Genomic DNA, 21,278 nt, shown 5'->3' with positions numbered 1-21,278 from the left:
CGTCCCCGGACGGCCGGCTCGGTCCCGTTTCCTCCAAGGTTTGCTGCGTTTTGGGCGCAGTGGGTGATTGCATGGCATTCGACGTTTACGACGATTACGAACAGGGCGAACGCGTCCAGCAGTGGCTCCGCAAGAACGGCGTTTCCATCGCCGTTGGCATCGCCCTCGGCCTGGTGCTCATCTTTGGCTGGCAGCAGTGGAAGTCGCACCGCGCCAACCATGAGCAGGCTGCCGCTGGCGAGTACAGCGCGCTCCAGGCCGCCGCTGCGATCAACAAGACCACCGAATCCGATGTCCGCACCGAGACCCTGATGAAGGAGTACTCGGATACGGCGTGGGCCGTGTTCGCCGCCAGTGAGCGCGCGCAGCGCAACGTGCTGGCAGGCCAGTTCGACAAGGCCGCGGGCGATCTCGACTGGGCCCAGGCCCACGCCAAGGATGAGACGCTCAAGGCTCTCGTGAGCCTGCGCGTGGCGCAGTTGAAGTACGCCCAGGGCAAGGCGCAGGAAGCGCTTACGGCGCTCGATGCGCTGCCGGGCAAGAACTTTGCGGCCTCCGCACAGGAACTCCGCGGCGATGTGCTGGTCAAGCTGGGACGCCAGGACGACGCTCGCAAGGCCTACGAGGCGGCGATCGCCGCCATGGGCGACAGCGCACCGCAACGCGGTGTGGTTCAAACCAAACTCGATGATCTGGCTGTGGCCGGGAAGCAGGGTGCATGAAACGTTTCTGGGCAATCGCGTTGACTTCGTCGCTGGCCGCTGTGGCCGGCTGCCATTCGTTCAAGAAGGAAAACGTCGAACCGCCGACCCCGCTCGACAAGAAGTTCGAGCCGTCCATCAAGGTAGAACGCCTGTGGAAGAACAGCGTCGGTGACGGCGCCGCCGAATCCGGCATCCGCATGCGTCCGGCCGTGGTCGATGGCGTGGTCTATGCCGCCAGCACCGATGGCAAGATCGCCGCGTTCGATGCCACCAGCGGCAAGACGCTGTGGTCCAAGAGCATCCGCCAGCACGGCTGGTTCGGCTGGGGCGACGACAAGCGCGAGGATTCGCGTTTCGCCGGCGGCCCGGGTGTGAGCGGCGACCTGCTTGCCGTCGGTACGCTCGATGGCCACGTGTATGCCATGGGTGCGAAGGATGGCGAGCGCCGCTGGGCAGCTGAAGTCTCCTCCGAGGTCGTTACCGCCCCGGTCGTCGTGAACGACCTGGTCGTGGTCCGTTGCAACGATGGCCGCGTGTATGGTCTCGATGCGAAGACCGGTGAGCGTCGTTGGGTCTACGATCAGTCCCAGGTGCCGCTGCTCAGCCTGCGCGGCAATGGCCGCCTGCTCGTCGCCAATGGTGTCGTGTTCATGGGCAGCGATGCCGGCAAGCTGGTCGCCATCCGCCTGGATAACGGCGAAAAGCTCTGGGAACAGACCCTCGCCAGCGGCGAAGGCCGTACCGAAATCGATCGCCTGAACGACGCCGATGGCGCCATCACGCTTGACGGCAGCACGCTGTATGGCGCGGCCTACCATGGTGACCTGGCTGCGTTCGACGGCCCCAGCGGTCGCCCGCTGTGGAACCACAAGTTCTCGACGTTCACCTCGATCGACGTGCACGACAACTCGGTGTTCGGCGCGGACGATACCTCCCAGGTGTTCGCGTTCGACAAGAGCAGCGGCGCCAACATCTGGAAGAACGATGCCCTGAAGTGGCGCTGGGTGACCGCGCCGGCCGCACAGGGTAACTATGTGGTCGTCGGTGACCTGGATGGCCACATTCACTGGCTGAACGATAGCGACGGCAAGATCGTCGGCCGCGAGCGCCTGTCGAAGAAGGCCATTCGTGCGCAGCCGGTGGTTTCCGGCGACACCGTGTACGTGGAAGACGTGGAAGGCCACGTCGGCGCGTACCGCGTCGCTCATTGATTTACTGAAGGACCTTAGCTACTCCCATGTTGCCCGTCATCGCCCTGGTCGGCCGCCCCAACGTCGGTAAGTCGACCCTATTCAATGCGCTGACGCGTAGCAGGGATGCTCTTGTCGCTGATATGCCCGGTGTCACCCGTGACCGCCACTACGGCGTTTGCCATGTCGGCGAGCGTCCGTTCGTGGTGGTCGATACCGGTGGCCTTTCCGGCAGTGAGGAAGGCATTGAAGGCCTGACCGCGCAGCAGGTTCGCCTGGCGATTGCCGAAGCGAACCTGCTCGTGTTCGTCGTCGATGCCCGTGACGGCATCCTGCCCCTGGATGCCAGCATCCTCAGCGAGCTGCGTCGCAGCGGCAAGCCGATCATTGTCGCGGTCAACAAGACCGATGGCGTCGATGAGCCTTCCGCCATGGGCGAGTTCGCCCGTTTCGGCGTGGCGGAAACCATGCCGATGTCGGCCGCGAACAATCGTGGCGTCGACAAGCTCATCCTGCAGATCATGCCGCACCTGCCGCCCGACGAGGATGAAGAGGCCGAAGGCCGCATCCCGCTGGAAGAGCAGGGCATCCGCGTGGCCATCGTTGGCCGCCCGAACGCCGGCAAGTCCACGCTGATCAACCGCCTGCTGGGCGAAGACCGCCTGATCGTGTCCGATCTGGCCGGCACCACGCGCGATCCCATTCGCGTGCCGCTCGAGCGTGACGGCAAGCGCTACACCCTGATCGATACCGCTGGCGTGCGCCGCAAGGCCCGCGTCGAGGAGGCCGTCGAGAAGTTCAGCGTCATCAAGACCCTGCAGTCGATCTCGGCCGCGCAAGTCACGGTCATCATGATCGATGCGCGCGAGAACCTGGCAGACCAGGACCTCACCCTGATCGGCCACGTGATCGAGGAAGGTCGCGCGCTGGTCGTGGCGGTGAACAAGTGGGATGGCCTTGACGCGTACCAGCGCGACCAGACGGTACAGGCGCTCGAGCGCCGCCTGCAGTTCGCGGACTGGGCCAAGATCGTCTTTATTTCGGCGCTGCACGGTTCGGGCATGCGCGAGCTGATGCGTGCCGTGGTACGCGCCCATGCCTCCGCGACCAAGGAGCTGACCGCCAGCGACCTGACTCGTGCGGTGGAGAAGGCTTACGAGGCTTACCAGCCGCCGCTGGTTCGCGGCCATGCGCCGAAGCTGCGTTACGCGCACCCGGGTGGAAACAACCCGCCCACCATCGTCATCCACGGCAGCCGCACGAAGCACATCGCGCCGGCATACCGCCGTTATCTGGAAAACTTTTTCCGCAAGCGCTACAAGATGGAAGGCACGCCGATCCGTATCGACTTCCGCGATGGTGAAAACCCGTTTGCCGGCAAGAAGAACGTGTTGACTGCCAGCCAGGCGCGCAAGCGCCAGCGCCTGATCCGCAACGCGAAGCGGCGCGACAAGTAAGCGCGCCGCACCTTGATAAAGGTGCCCGCCATGACCGAAGGCCTCGATCGCGAACGCTGGTTGGAAGACCTGCGCGGTCGCGTCCCTGAAATCACCTCGACCGAGGCGCTGGCCCGCCAGTTGGGTGGGGCCTTGCTGGTCGATGTGCGTGAGGATAATGAGCGGGCTACGGGATCGCCTGCCGGCGCCGTAGGCCTCTCGCGTGGGTTCCTGGAGCTGCGTATCGAGCAGATCGAGCCGGATCGTGATCGCGATGTGCTGTTGCTGTGCGGCAGTGGCCAGCGCTCGCTGCTGGCTGGCGAGGCCTTGCAGCGCATGGGCTACCGCCGGGTGCACTCCGTGGCGGGCGGCATGGCCGCCTGGAAGGCGGCAGGCCTTCCCGTTAGCGCGGGAGCCCTTGATAGCGACGCCACCGAGCGTTACAGCCGCCAGATCCTGTTACCGCAGGTCGGTGAAGCGGGTCAGGCAACACTCTCCTCGGCTCGCATCGTCGTGATCGGCGCAGGCGGCCTGGGTGCCCCGGCGTTGCTTTACCTCGCCGCCGCCGGCATCGGCCACATCACGGTGATCGATGATGACCGCGTGGAGCGTTCGAACCTGCACCGCCAGGTTGTGCATGCCGATGCGCGGGTAGGGATGGGCAAGGCCGAATCCGCCCGCATGACGCTGTTGGCGTTGAATCCACGGGTGCAGGTTGAGGTGGTGGCGGACCGCCTTCGCGCGGAAAACGTCGAGACGCTCATCCGCGGCCACGACGTGGTCGTGGATGGCGCGGACAACTTCGCCACGCGTTACCTGCTGGCGGCGGCGACGCGGCGCCTGGGCATTCCGATGGTCTATGCAGCCATCGAGCGGTTCACCGGCCAGGCCAGCGTGTTCGACCCGCGCCGCGAGGATTCGCCGTGCTACCGCTGCCTGTTCCCCGAGCCGCCTTCCGCGGCGGATGCGCCCAATTGTGCGGAGGCAGGGGTGCTTGGGGTGCTGCCGGGCACGTTGGGCCTGGTGCAGGCGACCGAAGCCATCAAGCTGGTGCTCGGGCTTGGCCAGCCGCTGGTTGGCCGCCTGCTGACGTACGATGCCCTTGCCATGCGCTTCCGCGAGCTCACCCTGCGCCGCGATCCGGCGTGCCCCGGTTGCGGGCCCGATGCGCGCTTCGAGGGGTACACCGACCTCGAGCGCATGTGCGCCGCGAACCTGTAGGAGCCCACCCTGTGGGCGACATCTTTTCGAGATGGCGCTTCAGGTCTTGGGGCGCTTTCGCGAGAGCGGTCGCCCACAGGGTGGGCTCCTACAGGTCTGCGGGAATGACGGAATACATCGCGGCATCTACTTCGTTATCGTTGATAACCAATCGGTTGCGTAACATTCCTTCGAAACGACCTCCGATGCGTTCGGCGGCCCGACGGCTCGGCAGGTTGTCGTGCGCCGCGACAATCTCCATGCGGCTCACACCTGCCACCTCAAACGCCCAGCGCAAGGCCAGCTTGCCGGCGCGGGTGACAATGCCCCGGCCCTGCGCACTCTCGCGCACCCAATAACCCAGGTTCGCGAAGCGGTGCTCGCGGTTGCGCTGGTTCACGCCCATGCCGCCCAGGAAGTGATCGGTGTGGGCATCGACGATGATCATTTCGAACCCGTCGCCCAAGAGCCATGCCTGTTTGCACAACCGGATCCAATCCTGCGCCGTCGCCGTGTCGTAGTCTGCGCGCGCCCAGCTGAGCCATGCGCCGGCGGTGGCGACCGATTCGCGTACGGCCTCGGCCAGGGCTTCGGCATCGTCGTCGCGGTAGGCGCGAAGGCGCACCACGCCATCGGTCAGGTCATGTGGGTAGGGCACGGTATCAATGGTCATTCCCCATTAAATCACGGATAATGCAACGCTTTTCGCAGGGCGAACTTTCCATGACGGCACGTATCCTCGACGGCAAGCGCATCGCCCACGAATTGCTTGATCACATCGGCCTGCGCGTGGCCAAGCGCGTCGCGGAAGGTCGCCGCAAGCCGGGCCTTGCCGTCGTGCTGGTCGGCACCGATCCGGCTTCCGCGGTGTACGTGAAGAACAAGCGCCGCGCTTGCCAGCACGTCGGCTTCGAGTCGTTCGGTTATGACCTTCCTGCGGAAACATCGCAGGAAGAGCTCTTCGCGCTCATCGATAACCTCAACGCCGATCCGGCCGTGCACGGCATCCTCGTGCAGTCGCCGCTGCCGGATCACATCGATGAGGACGCGCTGGTCGACCGCATCGATGCCCGCAAGGATGTCGATGGCTTCCAGGCCGTGAACGTCGGCCGCCTGGCCCTGCGTCGCTTTGGTCTGCGCCCGTGCACGCCCAAGGGCGTGATGACGCTGCTGGGCCACACGGATCGTCCTGTCCGTGGCCGCCATGCTGTCATCGTCGGTGTGTCCAACCACGTGGGTCGTCCGCTTGCGCTTGAACTACTAATTGCAGGTTGTACAGTAACTTGCTGCCACAAGTTCACGCAGGATCTGGAAAGCTTTGTTCGCCAGGCCGACATCCTGGTCGTGGCCGCCGGTAAGCCGGGCCTGGTCAAGGGCGAATGGGTCAAGCCGGGCGCCGTGGTTGTCGATGTGGGCATCAATCGCCTGGAAGATGGGCGCCTGGTGGGCGATGTCGAATTCGCGCCAGCCGCCGAACGCGCCTCGTGGATCACCCCGGTACCCGGCGGTGTGGGCCCCATGACCGTGGCCACCCTGATGGAAAACACCCTCGAAGCTGCCGACGCCCTGGACGCCCAGTTGTAGGAGCGCGCTTGCGTGCGATAAGCGGTGCAGCCATGCGTACGGCCAAACACCCTCATCCACAACATATGGGGGTTTTGCGGTCAGCTTGACGCACCCCCTGTCGCATTTGTGCAATGCGGGGTATAATGGCGTGATTTACTCGCGGGACTAATGCTATGCGCATCCTTGCCGAGGCACTCACTTACGATGACGTGTTCCTGGTTCCCGGCCACTCCACGGTACTTCCCCGTGATGTGGATACCTCAACGCGGTTCACGCGCGGCCTGCGCCTGAATATACCCATCGTGTCCGCCGCCATGGACACCGTGACCGAAGCCCGCCTGGCCATCACCATGGCCCAGAACGGCGGCATCGGCATCATCCACAAGAACCTTACGCCCGCCCAGCAGGCCGCCGAAGTGGCCCTGGTGAAGAAGTTCGAAGCCGGCGTCATCCGGAGCCCGATCACCGTGGGCCCGGATACCTCCATTGGCGATGTCATCGCGCTGACCCGCGCACACAACATCTCCGGCGTGCCCGTCGTCGACGGTGGCCGCCTCGTCGGCATCGTCACCGGCCGCGATACGCGCTTCGAGCGCAAGCACGATGATCCGGTCCGCAACATCATGACGCGCGAAGAGCGCCTCATCACGGTGCGCGAAGGCGCCTCGCAGGACGAAGTGCTCCAGCTCCTGCACAAGAACCGCATCGAGAAGGTCCTGGTCGTCAACGACGCGTTCGAACTCCGTGGCCTCATCACGGTGAAGGACATCCAGAAGGCCCGCGATAACCCCAATGCCGCCAAGGATTCGCACGAGCGCCTGGTGGTTGGCGCCGCGGTCGGCGTGGGTGGCGATACCGAGCAGCGCGTCGAGGCCCTCGTGGCCGCCGGCGTGGATGTCATCGTGGTCGATACCGCGCACGGCCATTCGCAGGGCGTGATCGATCGCGCCGGCTGGGTGAAGAAGCGCTACCCCCAGGTGCAGGTCATCGCCGGCAACATCGTCACGGGCGAAGCGGCGCGCGCGCTGCTCGATGCCGGCGTCGATGCAGTGAAGGTCGGCGTGGGCCCGGGCTCCATCTGCACCACCCGCATCGTCACCGGTATCGGCGTGCCGCAGATCACCTCCATCGACCTGGTCGCCACCGCGCTGAAGGGCGAAATCCCGCTCATCGCCGATGGCGGCATCCGCTACTCGGGCGATATCCCCAAGGCGCTGGCCGCCGGTGCATCCTCGGTGATGCTCGGCTCCATGTTCGCCGGTACCGAGGAATCCCCGGGCGAAGTCGAGCTGTTCCAGGGCCGTTCCTACAAGAGCTACCGCGGCATGGGTTCCATCGGTGCCATGCAGCTGGGCTCGAAGGATCGCTACTTCCAGGATGAAGCGGACGCCGACAAGCTGGTGCCCGAAGGCATCGAAGGTCGCGTGCCGTACCGTGGCCAGATGCGCAACATCATCCATCAGCTGATGGGTGGCCTGCGCGCTTCCATGGGTTACATGGGCACGGCCAATATCGACGAGATCCACCAGAAGGCCCAGTTCGTGAAGGTCACGGGTGCCGGCGTGCGCGAAGCGCACCCGCACGATGTGCAGATCACGAAGGAAGCGCCTAACTACCGCCTGGACTGACGCCGCCAGGCGCTCTTCCAGGTGGACCCAGGACGCCCGCTCGCAGTGGGCGTTCTGCTTTTTGCCCTACCGAATTCCACTGCAGGCCGTACCGATGACCGATATCCATAGCGACAAGATCCTCATCCTCGACTTTGGCTCGCAGTACACGCAGCTGATCGCCCGCCGCATCCGCGAGATCGGTGTCTATTGCGAAGTGTGGGCCTGGGACCACGCGCCGGACGAGATCCGCGGCTTCAATCCGCGCGGCGTCATCCTCTCGGGCGGCCCGGAATCGGTGACCGAAGATAACTCGCCGCGCGCACCGCAGGTCGTGTTCGAGCTGGGCGTGCCCGTCCTCGGTATCTGCTACGGCATGCAGACGATGTCCGAGCAGCTCGGCGGCAAGGTCGAAGCCGGCCACCATCGCGAGTTCGGCCCGGCGACCGTCACGTTTGCCTCGTGTGGCCTGTTCGATAACGTGATGGCCGATGGCGAAGCGCTCGGCGTGTGGATGTCGCACGGCGATCGCGTCACCAAGCTGCCGGACGGTTTCCGCGCCACCGCTGCGACGCCGAGCCTGCCGCTGGCCGCCATGGCCGATGACGAGCGCCGCTTCTACGGCCTGCAGTTCCACCCGGAAGTGACCCACACCAAGAAGGGTATGGAGCTGCTGCGCCGCTTCGTGATCGACCTGTGCGGCTCGGCCACCCTGTGGGACGCCGCGCACATCATCGAAGATGCCGTCGCCCGCGTCCGCGAGCAGGTCGGCTCCGACAAGGTGCTGCTGGGCCTGAGCGGTGGCGTCGATTCCTCCGTGGTCGCCGCGCTGCTGGAGAAGGCGATCGGCCACCAGCTCACTTGCGTGTTCGTCGATACCGGCCTGCTGCGCTACCAGGAAGGCGACCAGGTCATGTCGACCATGGCCGAGCACATGGGCGTGCACGTCATCCGCGTGGATGCCAAGCAGCGCTACTTCGATGCGCTGGCCGGCGTGGAAGACCCGGAAGCCAAGCGCAAGATCATCGGCCGCCTGTTCATCGAGATCTTCGATGAGGAATCAGCCAAGCTCGAAGGCGTGAAGTGGCTGGCCCAGGGCACGATCTACCCGGATGTCATCGAATCCGCCGGCAGCAAGACGGGCAAGGCCCACGTCATCAAGAGCCACCACAACGTGGGCGGCCTGCCGGAGCACATGAAGCTCAAGCTGGTTGAACCGTTGCGCGAGCTGTTCAAGGACGAAGTCCGCCGCATCGGCGTCGAGCTCGGCCTGCCGCGCGAGATGGTCTACCGCCACCCGTTCCCGGGCCCTGGCCTGGGTGTGCGCGTGCTGGGTGAAGTGAAGGCCGAGTACGTCGACCTGCTGCAGCGTGCCGATGCCATCTTTATCGAAGAGCTGCGTTCGCATGGCCTGTATGACCGGGTGAGCCAGGCGTTCGCGGTGTTCCTGCCCGTGCGCTCGGTGGGCGTCGTGGGCGACGGCCGCGCCTACGAGTGGGTGATTGCGCTGCGTGCCGTGGAGACGATCGACTTCATGACGGCGCACTGGGCGCACCTGCCGTACGACTTCCTTGATAAGTGCTCTACGCGTATTATCAATGAGTTGCGTGGTATTTCTCGTGTTGTTTATGACATTAGTGGAAAGCCGCCCGCTACGATTGAGTGGGAGTGATGGCCTGCGCGGCAGCGGTTTGTAGACACGCAGCGGACCTGGCGTTGAACTGCTAAGGAACCCTTAGTAGTTCAACGTGAGCAATGTGCTGGAGCCTGCGTTGACCGGAGTCACGTGGCGCTGATGTGCTCAGCCGGCGGCTCGTGAAGACGTCCTGGTCCTCGAAGCCCTGATTTCCCGCACTGGCGGTGCACCAAACATTCGCCCGTACTCGCGAGTGAATTGCGGCACGCTCTCATAGCCCACCGCGTAGGCCGCCATGCTCGCGGAGCTGCCCTCCGACAACATCATCCGCCGGGCTTCGATCAGCCGCAGTTGTTTCTGGAATTGCAGGGGCGACAGGGTGGTGACGGCACGGAAGTGCTGGTGGAACGTCGATGGGCTCATGCCCGCTGCTTCCGCCAGGCGCTCCACGCGCAATGGCTGAGCGTACCCGGAACGGATGATGGCCACTGCACGGGCCACGCGCTGGGCGTTGCCTTCGGCGATACCCAGGTTGCGGATGGCTGGGCCGTGCTTGCCGGCCAGCAGCCAGTAGTGCATCTCACGGATCATCTGGGTTTTTAGGATGGGAATCGCAGCGGGACGCGTGAGTAGCTGCATCAGGCGTAGCGCCGCGTCGGCCACTTCGGCTTCGGTGGGCTCAACCCGGACCGGCGCGCTCATCTCCTCGCGTGCCACCTCCATCTCGAGGGCAAGCGCCTCGATCACGACCGGATCGAGGTCGAATACCAGCGAGTAGTACGGTTCACCGGCACTGGCTCGCATGATCTGGCTGATCGTGGGCACGTCCGCGGTGATAAGCAGCGAATCCCCGGCTCCGAAATCAAATGTACGGCTACCCATCATGACGCGCTTGTTGCCCTGGACGACCAATGCGACCAGCGGCCGCGATATGGCGTAATCCATTTCGCTCGGGGTGGTGGCGCGGATCGTTGTCAGCCCCGTGATCGGCGTGGCTGCGGTGCCTTGCGCGTTGGCATGGAAGTCCGCATAGCGGCGCACTTCGGTAAGCAGGGTCTCGGCCATGGCCCGAGCGTAAGCCCGGTGGAATGGGCGGCGCAATCGCCATTCGGAGGAATAGGCAAGAACGACCGAGGATCCCGCAACTTACGGATTCGGCCCGCCCGAATACTGCTCCTGTCATCCCGACACCTTCCACAGGAGCCCAGCATGTCTACGATTTCGCTAGTGACCGGTGCCAGCCGCGGTCTCGGCCGTAACACCGCCTTGAGTATCGCCCGCCATGGCGGCGATGTGATCCTGACCTACCGTAGCGGCGAAGCCTCGGCTCGTGAGGTGGTCAGTCAGATCGAAGCCATGGGCCGCAAGGCGGTCGCCCTGCCGCTGGATACCAGTGACGTCACGACCTTCGCGCAATTCACCGCGACAGTTGGAGCGGCACTGAGCAATACCTGGGGACGCGATACCTTCGATCATTTGGTCAATAACGCCGGCCACGGCGAAATGGCTTCGTTCGCCGAGACGACCGTCGCGCAGTTCGATGCCCTGATCAACGTGCACGTCAAAGGTGTGTTCTTCCTCAGCCAGGCCTTGTTGCCGCTGCTCGCCGACGGTGGCCGCGTCATCAACCTCTCCACGGGACTGACCCGTGTTACGTATCCCGGCTTTTCGGCGTACGCGACTGCCAAGGGCGCCGTCGAGATCCTCAGCGTCTGCATGGCAAAGGAGCTCGGCAGCCGCGGCATCACCGTGAACACCGTGGCCCCGGGGGCGATCGAAACGGATTTCCTTGGTGGTGCGGTGCGCGATATGCCTGACCTCAACCAGCAGTTCGCTGGCATGATTGCCCTCGGAAGGGTAGGCGTGCCTGACGATATCGGCCCGATGATCGCCAGCCTGCTGGGCCCGGACAATCGCTGGATCACCGGGCAGCGGATCGAGGTTTCGGGCGGGCAGGTGATCTGACCAGAGACCGCCCACTGGTAACCTAGCCCGCATGGATTCATTTGATCTGTTCGAAGTGGCCGGTGCGCAGCTGCGCCTGAGCAGCCATGCCGTGCTTCTGCACGGGTTCGCGCTCCCTGATGTCGGGGAGCTCGTTCCCGCCATTGCCGATATTGAGGCTGCCTCGCCACTGCGCCACATGGTGACGCCAGGCGGTCTGCCCATGTCCGTGATGTCGACGAGCTGCGGCATGCTTGGCTGGGTGACCGACCAGCGTGGCTATCGCTACACCTCCGTGGATCCGGAAACGCGCAAGCCGTGGCCCGTGATGCCCGAGGCGTTCGCATCGCTTGCGATCCGGGCCGCGGCGGAAGCCGGGTTCCCTGGCTTTGAGCCGGATGCCTGCCTGATCAACCACTATGCGCCCGGTGCGCGCATGTCGCTGCATCAGGACAAGGACGAGCAGGATTTCGCAGCGCCGATCGTCTCCGTGTCGCTCGGTATGTCAGCGACGTTTCTCTTCGGCGGGCTCGAGCGATCGGATCGGGTGGCCAGGGTGCCGCTTCACCATGGTGACGTGGTGGTGTGGGGCGGGGCCGATCGCTTGCGCTACCACGGCATCATGTCGTTGAAGGATGCACCGCACCCGCTCTTGGGGAGTGAGCGTATCAACCTGACCTTCCGCAAGGCGGGATGAATCAGTCCACGGCGTCAGCCAGTACCTCTTCATGGGCACGCGCGCCAAGGCGATAGCTCCGGGGTGATTCACCAACAGCGCGCTTGAACGCCGTACTGAAGGCACTCTCCGACGAATAGCCCAGTTCCTGGGCCAGCACGGCCACCGGCTTCTTGCCTTCGCGCAACGCGCGCGTGGCCAGGTGCATGCGCCATCCGCTCAGGTAGGCCAGCGGCGTGCTGCCGGCGACGTCGCGGAACCGGTTCGCGAACGTCGTGCGCGACATCGCGCAGGCCTCGGCGAGCTCATCCAGGCTCCATGAGCGGGATGGATCGGCATGCATCAGGCGCATGGCGGGAGCGATGCGTGGGTCGCCGATCGCGCGCAGCCAGCCGGCAGGCATGGGGCCGGAGGTTTGCAGGTGGGCGCGGAGGATCTGGATAAACAACAGTTGCGAGAGCTGCGCGGCGGCGAGCTGGTTACCGGGCAGGTCGGTGCGCCGCTCGGCGACCAGTTCGGCGAGCAGCCAGCGGAACGAGGTCGCCTGCGGGGATTCGGCGGAGACGTGGATCCACGCCGGGAGCACATCGGCAAGGAGTCGGCCACTGGCGGGATCAAGCAAGACGTGGCCGCCAATATGGGTGAAGTCCTGGCCATCGCCGAGGGCGGCCACGCTTTTTCCCGAACCTGAGAAGACCGCCATGGCATCGAGCGGCGGCACGCCCAGGTCGCTAGCCAGCACCAGGCCGCGCTTCGCCGTGATCAACCCGACATCGCCCGTACCGAACCAGATGGGTTCAGGCTCGCCTTCGATCGTGACCCAACAGCCGCCTTTGACCACCGCGAAGAACTTGATGCTGGACGGCGGCGGAAAGCGAAGCGCCCACGGGTTGCTGGCTGAGAACCCCCCGGTGACCAGCGATTCGGCCTGGGTGAACTTCAGGATGTCGGAAAACGGGTCGGCGCTCATGGTTGTACTCGCACGCAAGTAATGCGCACTCTATCGCATTCAAAGTACGCATTGCGCTCCCTAAGCTTGTCGGCATTCCTCAACTGACAGGCACGCGACATGGCCAACGAACTCGTTCTGGTGACCGGTGGTACCGGCTTCATCGCCCAACACTGCATGGTGGCGCTCTTCCAGCAGGGCTTTTCCGTTCGCACGACGGTGCGCACGCTTTCCCGTGAGGCCGAAGTGCGGGAGCACCTCCGCGTTGCCGGCGTCGAGGCGGCCGATCGTCTTTCGTTTGTCCGCGCCGACCTTGGCGACGATGCAGGCTGGGCCGATGCGGTGTCGGGGTGCACCTACGTAATCCATGGCGCCTCACCGACGCCTTCCGGCGATCATGTGACCGAAGAGGATTGGGTGCGCCCGGCCGTCGACGGCAATCTCCGCGTGCTGCGCGCATCGCGCGATGCCGGCGTAAAGCGCGTGGTGCTGACCTCCGCGTTCGGGGCGATCGGGGCGGGGCATAAACCCAGCCATCGGCGTCCGTTCGACGAAACCGACTGGAGCGACATCAACGGTGACGTGTGGCTGTACCAGAAGTCGAAGACGCTCTCCGAGCGCGCCGCATGGGATTTCATCGCGCGCGAAGGTAACGGCCTCGAGCTGTCATCGGTGAATCCCACGGCGGTGATGGGACCCGTGTTGGGCGCCGACTACTCGCACTCCATTCGCCTCATCAAGAACCTGCTCGAAGGCCAGCAGGGCGTACCGAAGATCAACTCGGGCTTTGTCGATGTGCGTGACGTGGCCGACCTGCACGTTCGCGCCATGCTGGACCCGGCCGCTGCGGGCGAGCGTTTCGTCGCGACCTCGGGCGAAAGCCTGTGGCTTGCCGAGGTGGCCAGGGTGCTGCGCGAACGCCTGGGTCCCGCGGCGGCGAAAGTTTCGGATCGCGTCCTGCCGAACTGGGTCGTACGCATGGCCGCAGCGACCAACCCAGCGATGCGGTCGACACTCCCGTTGCTCGGCATGGACCTCAACGTGACGAGTGCCAAGGCGCAGCGTGTGCTCGGCTGGCAACCGCGTTCACGGGAAGACGCCATCGTGGCGACGGCCGAGAGCCTGATTCGTCTCGGCCTCGTCGCGCTGTGAGGGCTTATTTGGTGGTGTAGCCACCGTTCACCAGAATCGTCTGCCCGGTCATCCACCAACCATCCGAGACGAGGAAGCGGATAAACGGAACGATGTCCTCGATGTCGGTCAGGCCGGTTTTCGAGAACGCCGAAAGCGCCGCGGCTGTCTTGTGGTACGCCACGGCGTCCGCGCCTTCGGCTGGGTAGAAGAACGGCGTATCCATGGGGCCCGGGCCGATGGCTGTCACGGAAATGCCGCGCTCACCGAACTCCTTGGATGCCGCGCGGGTGAAGTGCTCCACCGGAGCCTTGGTCCCAGCGTACGCGGCGTAGAAGGGCGTATAGGCGCCCAGCAACGAGGTGACCAACGTGCAGATCTTGCCGTTATCGTTGAGGTGCTTGCCGGCTTCCTTCAGGAAGAAGAACGCGGTTTTCGAGTTCACCGCGGTCATCTCGTCGTACTCGGCTTCGGAGATATCGGCCATCGGCTTCTTCAGCACCTTGCCCACGGTGTTGATCGCGATATCGGGACGCCCCGCGGCGGCGATTGCCTCGGCGAAGAGCTTTTCGGTCGCACCGGCGGTGGTCAGGTCAGCCTGGATGGCGAACCCCTTCGCCCCTGCGGCGTTGATGGCGGCGACTGTTTCATCGGCGGCCGTTTTCGTGGCCGCGCTGTTGTAGTGGATGACGACGGCTTTCGCCCCATGGGCGGCAAGGTCGCGGGCGAGCAGTCCTCCCAGGTTCTTGGCACCGCCGGCGATGAGAACGGCTTTTCCCTTGATGCTGTGATCGGTCATGGCTGTGGCCTCGTGGGGTTAGCTGGCGGCCACCCATGCGACCGCTACCTGTCGCTCACCATATCGTCTATAAATCCCTCATAAAGCAGCCATTCCTGACAGCACCCGTCAGGAATGGCGAACAATAGGGGGCATCGTGGATCGCATTGACCTGTTCCGAACCTTTGCCCGGGTGGTGGAGTGCGCGAGCTTCACCCGGGCAGCCGATTCGCTGGCCCTGCCGCGCTCAACGGTGTCGGCGGCGGTCAGCGAACTGGAGGACAGGGTAGGCGCCCGATTGCTCCATCGCACCACGCGCAAGGTATCGCCTACCCAGGATGGCATGGCGTTTTATGAGCGCTGCCTGCGCCTGATCGCCGATGTCGAGGAGACCGAAGGCCTGTTTCGCGACGCATCGGCGGGCACCAGCGGGAAGCTGCGGGTCGATGTGCCGGGACGGATCGGCCGCCTGGTCATCGCGCCGGCGCTTCCTGCTTTTCTTGATGCGCACCCGCAGCTCGATATGGAGTTACGCCTGACAGATCGTGCGGTCGACCTCGTCGAAGAGAGCGTGGATTGTGTCTTGCGCGTGGGGCCGTTGAGTGATTCCGGTCTGATCGCCCGCAGGATCGGCGACTTGCGTTTGATCAACGTGGCGAGCCCCGCGTACCTGGAAAAGCATGGCGCGCCCACCCATCCGGCAGAGCTTGGCGCTCATACCGCCGTGAACTACAGCTCCCCCTCAACGGGGCGGGTTGAAGCATGGGAATGGCAGGAAGACGGCGAGGTGCGCACGACAGCGGTGCGCGGACGCGTCACCGTCAATAGCGCCGAGGCTTACATCGCTTGTTGCCTGGCGGGGCTGGGCCTGATCCAGATCCCCGCCTACGATGTGAAGGCGCACGTGGATGAGGGCGAGCTGATCGAAGTAATGCCTGGCCACCGCGCCGCGCCCATGCCGATGAGCTTGCTATATCCTCACCGCAAACATCTCTCCCGAAGGCTGCAGGCCTTCGCGGACTGGCTGGAAGAGCGACTGAAAAAGGACATTCTGTAGCGTGAAGATCCTGATCCTCGGTGGCTATTACGATTCACTGATTCGCGGGTGCTCCATTTACACGGGCTTTCGCCCGGATGAATCAGGCGAGCCGTTGTACCGCCGGATCCTGGGCTCGGCATTCGACGCTTTGCCGCCGCGGCTTCGGGAATTGCATGGTACGAGCCAGGCACGGCGCTGGTCCGGCCGCGCGGAGGTGCGCCACGGGGGTGGGCTGCTCGCCCGCATTGTTCGTGGTGTTGTCGGCTTTCCGACGGCGGGCTCGAATGTGCCGCTTACCGTGACCTTTACGCCCGAGGGCGAAGGCGAACGGTGGACGCGTACTTTCGACGGCAAGGATTTTTCTTCGCACCAATCCGCGGGCAAAGGTCGTGACGAACATCTTTTGACTGAGCGATTCGGAGCGGCCACCTTTGCGCTCGCGCTGGTCGTGGAAGGCGAGCGCCTTGTTCTGGTCCCGCGCCGCTGGTCGCTGCTCGGCGTGCCGATGCCTGCGTTCCTGTTGCCCAAGGGCATCAGCTTCGAGCATGAGGAGGATGGGCGGTTCTCCTTCGACGTAGAGATATCGATGCCTGGCATGGGCCTGATCGTCGGTTATCGCGGCTCTTTGATGCCTGTGTAGGAGCGCCCTGTCCGTGACTTACGAGCATCTCACTGTGTCAGTGAGCGTGTGACGTCGAAGATGGTGTCGCGCAGCCAGCGATGCGCAGGATCCACCTGATGCCGCGGGTGCCAGATCAGTGAGACCTTGATGCCCGGGGTCTGCACGGGCAGATCGAAGTGGTGAAGGCCGGCCGCATGCCAGCCGTGACGGTCCGCCTCGCCGCCAAGGCACGAGAACGGAACCAGGCCGAGCAGATCGGATTCGCAAGCGATGCGCATCGCGTTCGCGTGGTTAGGCACCACGAGGGCCACCGAGCGAACCAGGCCCAGCTTCTTGAGCGCGGTGTCCACCGGCCCCGTCCACTGGCGCTTACGCGATACGACCACATGCCGGCAGGCGGCGTAGCGGGCCGTCGTCATGCCGCCATTGGCAAGAGCAGGGTGGCCGCGGCGGCAAACGCCCACGAAGCGATCGGTGAACAGCAAGCGAGTACGCAGCTCCGGTGCGGTCGCACCGAGTACACCCACTTCAAGATCGATCATGCCTTCGCGAAGGGGCTCGGCGTCCTTGTCGGGCTTCGGCACGAACTGGAGGCGCACGCGAGGCGCCGCTTGGCCAGCCGCGATCGTGAGAGGGCCGGCGGCCAGGTCGATAAAGCCGTCATTGGCGCGAATCACAAACGTGCGTTCCAGCGTGGCGACATCGAGCGTTTCCGTCGCGGGTTGCAACACCGCCTGCGCCTCGCGTGCGATCTCGTGAACCCGCTCGGCCATGGCTTCGGCATAGGGTGTGGGGACGAGCATACGGCCCGCTGGCACCAGCAGGGGATCGCCCGTGGCGGCGCGTAGCCGGGACAGCGTACGGCTCATTGCCGAGGTGCTCAGTCCCAGCTTCTTCGCAGCAGCGGTCACGCTCCGCTCGGTAAGCAGCGCATCCAGCGGGGTGAGTAGGTTCAGGTCGATGCTGGTCATGGGCAGGTGCTCCAGGGGCAGCCAGCCGGGGCGCCACGTGCAATCGAGTATTGCATTACGCGCGTCTGGTGCAACCCATGGCCCACCACCAGACTGAGGCATACCCCATACCGACAAAGGGTTATAGCCATGACCATTTCGCGAAACGCTCCCTCCCAACCCGCCATCCTGCTCGTGGGCGCATCCCGTGGCCTCGGCCACGCCATGGCCGAAGAACTGCTCAAACGCGGCTGGCTGGTGACCGGCACGGTCCGTGGTGGCGCGAGCACGCCACTGCATGCGCTGCTGGCTAGCTACCCGGATCAACTCACCATCGAACACCTCGACATTACGCTACCTGAGGAGATTGGCGCTGTGCGCCAGCGCCTGGCGGCAAACCGCTTCGACATCCTGTTCGTCAACGCCGGCACTACCAACGAGAACCCCTCGGAGACCATCGCCGAAGTGACGACGGAAGCATTCGTCCATGTCATGGTCACCAATGCACTGGGCCCCATGCGCGTTCTCGAGGGCCTGCAGGATCTGGTCACCGCCGACGGCCTCATTGGCGTGATGTCCTCGGGGCAGGGGAGCATCGCCAACAACGAGCGTGGCGGGCGCGAGGTCTATCGCGGCAGCAAGGCGGCCCTGAACCAGTACATGCGCAGCTACGCCGCCCGCCAGGCAGGTACGCCGCGGGCCCTGCTGCTGATGGCACCGGGCTGGATCCGCACTGGCCTCGGCGGTGACGACGCGCCGTTCACCATGGAAGAGACCATCCCGGACATCATCGATACCCTGCTGGCCAAGCAAGGCCGCCCGGGCCTCGAATATCTGGAGCGGAACGGCCAGACAGTTCCCTGGTAACGCCCTTGGAGTACCCTCCAGTCATCTTTGGGACAACTGGAGGTGCGCGGTGGCCAACCTGATCCTCAGCACATTCGACTGGGTGCCCGAACCGCCGCGTGGCTACGTACGCGACCTGCGCGTGCGCTGGGCGCTCGAAGAGGCCGGGTTGCCATACGAAGTTCGTGGCGTGCCCTTCAAGGAACGCGGTCCCGATCACTTCGCCCACCAGCCTTTCGGCCAGGTGCCATGGATTACCGATGGCGATATTTCATTGTTCGAGAGCGGGGCCATCCTGATGCACATCGCCAGCCGCAGCGATGTGCTCATGCCGAACAACGAACGTGGGCGCGCTGAAGTCCTGGAGTGGGTCTTCGCTGCACTCAACTCGGTGGAGATGGCCAGTGTGCCGTGGTCCATCCTGGCGTTCTCCGACGAAAACCGCGAATCAACCGCGTGGCAGAAGCTCGATGGCTTCCTGCAATTGCGCCTCGGCCACATGGAGAAGGTGCTGGCTGACCGCGAATGGCTGGCCGGTGAGTTCTCCGTCGCCGATATCCTGATGGCCGATGTGCTCCGCCTGGTCGATCGCTTCGATGGACTCGAGGAATACCCCGCTTGCCAGGACTACGTGCTGCGTGCGACGGCGCGACCTTCGTTCCTCAAGGCGCGCGCCGACCAGATCGCGCATTTCGCCGCGGCGGATTGACTTCACGCGGCGTCCCGACGGGTGGTACTACTCGGTGAGCTGATGGCCGGCTGACGCGCGTTGTCGGTCTGAGCTGACTTGATCGCCTCTCTAGCACGATGAAATCATACTCAGCCGCGTTGCGCGGCCTGGCGCCGCTCGCGTTGATCGTGCGAAGCCATGGAGAGCCGCCGAATGGATGGCATACGAAAAAACTGGATCCGTATCACGTACGGTGCTGTCAGCTGCGTTGTTATCGTCGCGTCGGTCATCTATCGCGCCCCGGTTTTGGCAAGCCAGAACAGCCTGAATAATTTTAGCTACGTCGGCTGTGTAGCAACCCTTGTCGGCTTGATCGTCGCCATTCTTGAGATCGTGCATGGAGCGAGTGTCTCGCGCTCGATCCGCGACGAGGTGCGAAGAATCGTAGATGGCGGCCGAAGCGTTGATCGAGCCACCATGGCGATAGAGTGCCTTTCGTACCTTGACGAAGCGAGTGAGCACGTGACGGGAGAACGATATCAGCTGTCGCTCAAATGCGTGCAGTATGCTCGGAAGAACTACATGCGAATTGCCAGCGTCGCACAGACGGAGGAAGAAATGACGGACACCATGGGGAAGATCGAGCTTGGTCTGGTGAAGGGAACTCACACGACAGCCGGGACGCCTTTGCGAAAGTGGGAGCGGGTTGCCATCCAGCAGGACATCCTGGCCATGAAGTTGCACCTCGAGCGACTGGTTGCCTTGTTCGGAGCGACGCATGTTCCCTGAACGGATACGCGTGTTCGTGACGAACGTTGCGACTCGCACAGAAATGAGCGAGTTCGTGTGGACCTATGACGACATGAATGCGACCGTCCACTTGCGGGAAACTTTGTTCACGCTAACCCTACGATATTCCTTCAGCGATACCGAGCGATGTGGGGAGTTCGTGCTCATCTACACCGATCAGGCCGACAAGGAGTACCGCTTCTACACGAACCAGGAGCAGGGCGACTACGCCCTTGCCCAGCGTCTGTACGAAGTGGCGCAATCATCCGGCATGACGCTGCCGTTTTGATCCTCAGCGCTCCATTACCAGCAGGGTCGACGTCGCCGAGGCGTAGAGTTTCCCGGCGGCATCCTTCAGTGTCGCCTCGGTAAACGCGACCCTTCGGCCGATGCTCAACACGCGGCCTTCTGCACGCATGAGGCCGGTGTCTCCCGTGATGGCCTTGTGGTAGGCCGTCTTGAGCTCCAGCGTCGTGTAGGCCTGTGTGGGCGAGAGCTTCGAGTGCACGGCGCAGCCGCACGCGGAGTCGAGCAGCGTCGCCGCGAAACCGCCGTGGACCATGCCGATCGGGTTGTACACGCGAAGGGATGGCATGCCCTCGAACACCGCGTACCCGTCGCCGGCGTCGACCAGGGTGATATCCATGGTCTCGCCGATGGGTGGGCGACCGCCCATCTCAATAAGCTTCTGTAGTTGCTCCAGGCCGGTAAGGCCGGGAGGGAGTTGGCCGACGATGTTCATGCGATGCCCGCTTCGATAAACGTACGGTCATAATAAGAATGTCGGCCACGCCCATCAAGCGAGTCGCATCGACAGCTCGACATCCTCCGAAAACGGCACCGACAGGTACCCGCTGCCAGCGGATCGCACTCGCGCCATGTACTCCGGGCTGTAATCGGCGTTATCCGCGATGATCAACGCACCGGGACGAAGTCGCGATTCGAGCAGCGCGAGCACGTCGGGATACAGCGCCTTGGCGCCATCCAGCAAGACCAGGTCAATGCGCTCAGGCAGGTTCGACGCGAGGGTCTTCAGCGCATCGCCTTCGCGGATCTCGACCAGGTCGATGACACCGCCGGCGATCAGGTTTTCCCGGGCACGGATCACCTTCGACGGTTCAAACTCGCTGGTAATCAGCGTACCGCCGCCGTTATCGCGCAACGCCGCGGCAAGGTGCAGCGTGGAAATGCCGAAGGAGGTGCCAAACTCGACGATCACGCGGGCCTTCGTGCTACGGGCAAGCATGTAGAGCAATGCGCCTGTTTCGCGGGAGACGGGCAGCGGCATGTCCTTGAGGGCGCCATAGAAGCCGAGGTACTCGGTCTTGCTCTGCATGAGGCGGGCGTGGTCTTCCTGGGACAGGTTGGCGATGGCGGGGTTATCCGCCCAGGTGACCTTGTCGGCTTCATCGAAAAGGCGACCGATCAGGCCGGCCAGGGGTGCGGTGGTAAGAGTGGACATGGGACTCTCCGGTTGCAGTAAGTGAGCACCGGATTAGAATGTGACGAATTCGTCAGGTTTTCTATTCGCATTGCCGGGGCACC

General features: G+C 64.1%; 23 protein-coding genes. 16 read left to right on the top strand and 7 right to left on the bottom strand.

Features of this window, described 5'->3' with window-relative positions:
* Nucleotides 1–71 precede the first annotated feature (71 nt).
* Genes L2Y97_RS11365 through moeB form a run of 4 tightly spaced genes read left to right on the top strand, consistent with a single transcriptional unit; the run spans nt 72 to nt 4,551 of the window.
* Nucleotides 72–722 (top strand): YfgM family protein, encoded by a 651-nt coding sequence (locus L2Y97_RS11365; protein WP_247426362.1) that lies wholly within the window; start codon nt 72–74, stop codon nt 720–722.
* Entirely contained in the window at nt 719–1,915 is a 1,197-nt protein-coding gene (bamB, locus tag L2Y97_RS11360) for an outer membrane protein assembly factor BamB (protein WP_247426360.1), read from the top strand. Before L2Y97_RS11365 ends, bamB begins: the two co-directional genes overlap by 4 nt.
* Nucleotides 1,916–1,941: 26 nt before the next feature.
* Nucleotides 1,942–3,351, top strand: coding sequence for a ribosome biogenesis GTPase Der (gene der / locus L2Y97_RS11355; protein ID WP_247426358.1), 1,410 nt, complete (start codon nt 1,942–1,944; stop codon nt 3,349–3,351).
* Nucleotides 3,352–3,381: 30 nt separating this feature from the next.
* Nucleotides 3,382–4,551, top strand: coding sequence for a molybdopterin-synthase adenylyltransferase MoeB (moeB, locus tag L2Y97_RS11350; RefSeq protein ID WP_247426356.1), 1,170 nt, complete (start codon nt 3,382–3,384; stop codon nt 4,549–4,551).
* An 88-nt stretch (nt 4,552–4,639) separates the two neighbouring features.
* Here moeB and L2Y97_RS11345 read toward each other — a convergent pair whose 3' ends face one another.
* Nucleotides 4,640–5,203: a GNAT family N-acetyltransferase gene (locus tag L2Y97_RS11345; RefSeq protein WP_247426354.1), complete on the bottom strand. Its 564-nt coding sequence runs from the start codon at nt 5,201–5,203 to the stop codon at nt 4,640–4,642.
* 50 nt (nt 5,204–5,253) lie between these two features.
* Here L2Y97_RS11345 and folD point away from each other — a divergent pair, with 50 nt between their 5' ends.
* The 3 genes from folD (at nt 5,254) to guaA (ending at nt 9,375) form a co-directional block, all read left to right on the top strand.
* The gene (folD, locus tag L2Y97_RS11340; protein WP_247426352.1) at nt 5,254–6,114 is read left to right on the top strand and encodes a bifunctional methylenetetrahydrofolate dehydrogenase/methenyltetrahydrofolate cyclohydrolase FolD; all 861 of its coding nucleotides are present in this window, start codon (nt 5,254–5,256) and stop codon (nt 6,112–6,114) included.
* Nucleotides 6,115–6,269: 155 nt separating this feature from the next.
* Nucleotides 6,270–7,724 carry an IMP dehydrogenase gene (gene guaB, locus L2Y97_RS11335; protein ID WP_247426350.1) on the top strand — a complete coding sequence of 485 codons (1,455 nt, stop codon included), beginning with the start codon at nt 6,270–6,272 and terminating at the stop codon, nt 7,722–7,724.
* 94 nt (nt 7,725–7,818) lie between these two features.
* Nucleotides 7,819–9,375 carry a glutamine-hydrolyzing GMP synthase gene (gene guaA, locus L2Y97_RS11330; RefSeq protein ID WP_247426348.1) on the top strand — a complete coding sequence of 519 codons (1,557 nt, stop codon included), beginning with the start codon at nt 7,819–7,821 and terminating at the stop codon, nt 9,373–9,375.
* Nucleotides 9,376–9,504: 129 nt separating this feature from the next.
* Here the strand turns inward: guaA and L2Y97_RS11325 are convergent, their stop codons facing one another.
* On the bottom strand, nt 9,505–10,404 hold the full coding sequence (locus tag L2Y97_RS11325) for an AraC family transcriptional regulator (RefSeq protein WP_247426346.1): 900 nt from the start codon (nt 10,402–10,404) through the stop codon (nt 9,505–9,507).
* Nucleotides 10,405–10,548: 144 nt separating this feature from the next.
* On the opposite strand from L2Y97_RS11325, the gene L2Y97_RS11320 reads away from it, so the two are divergent.
* Together L2Y97_RS11320 and alkB are read left to right on the top strand one after the other, a co-directional pair.
* Nucleotides 10,549–11,304 (top strand): SDR family NAD(P)-dependent oxidoreductase, encoded by a 756-nt coding sequence (locus L2Y97_RS11320; protein ID WP_247426344.1) that lies wholly within the window; start codon nt 10,549–10,551, stop codon nt 11,302–11,304.
* A gap of 31 nt (nt 11,305–11,335) precedes the next feature.
* A complete protein-coding gene (gene alkB, locus L2Y97_RS11315; RefSeq protein ID WP_247426341.1) occupies nt 11,336–11,980 on the top strand; it encodes a DNA oxidative demethylase AlkB in 645 nt (214 codons plus the stop codon).
* Nucleotide 11,981: 1 nt separating this feature from the next.
* On the opposite strand, the gene L2Y97_RS11310 is transcribed toward alkB, so the two are convergent.
* The gene (locus L2Y97_RS11310) at nt 11,982–12,929 is read right to left on the bottom strand and encodes an AraC family transcriptional regulator (RefSeq protein WP_247426338.1); all 948 of its coding nucleotides are present in this window, start codon (nt 12,927–12,929) and stop codon (nt 11,982–11,984) included.
* A gap of 99 nt (nt 12,930–13,028) precedes the next feature.
* Here L2Y97_RS11310 and L2Y97_RS11305 point away from each other — a divergent pair, with 99 nt between their 5' ends.
* Nucleotides 13,029–14,060, top strand: a complete 1,032-nt coding sequence (locus L2Y97_RS11305) for an SDR family oxidoreductase (RefSeq protein ID WP_247426335.1) — start codon at nt 13,029–13,031, stop codon at nt 14,058–14,060.
* A gap of 4 nt (nt 14,061–14,064) precedes the next feature.
* On the opposite strand, the gene L2Y97_RS11300 is transcribed toward L2Y97_RS11305, so the two are convergent.
* Nucleotides 14,065–14,838, bottom strand: a complete 774-nt coding sequence (locus L2Y97_RS11300) for an SDR family oxidoreductase (RefSeq protein ID WP_247426332.1) — start codon at nt 14,836–14,838, stop codon at nt 14,065–14,067.
* Nucleotides 14,839–14,974: 136 nt separating this feature from the next.
* On the opposite strand from L2Y97_RS11300, the gene L2Y97_RS11295 reads away from it, so the two are divergent.
* Together L2Y97_RS11295 and L2Y97_RS11290 are read left to right on the top strand one after the other, a co-directional pair.
* A complete protein-coding gene (locus L2Y97_RS11295) occupies nt 14,975–15,874 on the top strand; it encodes a LysR family transcriptional regulator (protein ID WP_247426330.1) in 900 nt (299 codons plus the stop codon).
* A gap of 1 nt (nt 15,875) precedes the next feature.
* Nucleotides 15,876–16,496 carry a DUF4166 domain-containing protein gene (locus tag L2Y97_RS11290; protein WP_247426327.1) on the top strand — a complete coding sequence of 207 codons (621 nt, stop codon included), beginning with the start codon at nt 15,876–15,878 and terminating at the stop codon, nt 16,494–16,496.
* 29 nt (nt 16,497–16,525) lie between these two features.
* Here the strand turns inward: L2Y97_RS11290 and L2Y97_RS11285 are convergent, their stop codons facing one another.
* Nucleotides 16,526–17,449, bottom strand: a complete 924-nt coding sequence (locus L2Y97_RS11285; RefSeq protein WP_247426324.1) for a LysR family transcriptional regulator — start codon at nt 17,447–17,449, stop codon at nt 16,526–16,528.
* A 129-nt stretch (nt 17,450–17,578) separates the two neighbouring features.
* Here L2Y97_RS11285 and L2Y97_RS11280 point away from each other — a divergent pair, with 129 nt between their 5' ends.
* From L2Y97_RS11280 to L2Y97_RS11265, 4 genes are all read left to right on the top strand, one after another.
* A complete protein-coding gene (locus L2Y97_RS11280; protein ID WP_247426322.1) occupies nt 17,579–18,295 on the top strand; it encodes an SDR family NAD(P)-dependent oxidoreductase in 717 nt (238 codons plus the stop codon).
* Between the two features lie 49 nt (nt 18,296–18,344).
* Nucleotides 18,345–18,983 (top strand): glutathione S-transferase family protein, encoded by a 639-nt coding sequence (locus tag L2Y97_RS11275; protein ID WP_247426319.1) that lies wholly within the window; start codon nt 18,345–18,347, stop codon nt 18,981–18,983.
* Between the two features lie 174 nt (nt 18,984–19,157).
* The gene (locus L2Y97_RS11270) at nt 19,158–19,733 is read left to right on the top strand and encodes a hypothetical protein (protein WP_247426318.1); all 576 of its coding nucleotides are present in this window, start codon (nt 19,158–19,160) and stop codon (nt 19,731–19,733) included.
* Nucleotides 19,723–20,022: a hypothetical protein gene (locus tag L2Y97_RS11265; protein WP_247426315.1), complete on the top strand. Its 300-nt coding sequence runs from the start codon at nt 19,723–19,725 to the stop codon at nt 20,020–20,022. Before L2Y97_RS11270 ends, L2Y97_RS11265 begins: the two co-directional genes overlap by 11 nt.
* Before the next feature lie 3 nt (nt 20,023–20,025).
* On the opposite strand, the gene L2Y97_RS11260 is transcribed toward L2Y97_RS11265, so the two are convergent.
* Both L2Y97_RS11260 and L2Y97_RS11255 read right to left on the bottom strand, forming a co-directional pair.
* Nucleotides 20,026–20,475 (bottom strand): PaaI family thioesterase, encoded by a 450-nt coding sequence (locus L2Y97_RS11260; protein ID WP_247426312.1) that lies wholly within the window; start codon nt 20,473–20,475, stop codon nt 20,026–20,028.
* Nucleotides 20,476–20,529: 54 nt separating this feature from the next.
* On the bottom strand, nt 20,530–21,195 hold the full coding sequence (locus L2Y97_RS11255; RefSeq protein WP_247426310.1) for an O-methyltransferase: 666 nt from the start codon (nt 21,193–21,195) through the stop codon (nt 20,530–20,532).
* Nucleotides 21,196–21,278 lie beyond the last annotated feature (83 nt).

Source organism: Luteibacter aegosomatissinici, assembly GCF_023078495.1.
Lineage (GTDB): Bacteria > Pseudomonadota > Gammaproteobacteria > Xanthomonadales > Rhodanobacteraceae > Luteibacter > Luteibacter aegosomatissinici.
Note: the sequence above shows the minus strand (reverse complement) of the source record. Positions and strands in the feature narration are given on the sequence as shown.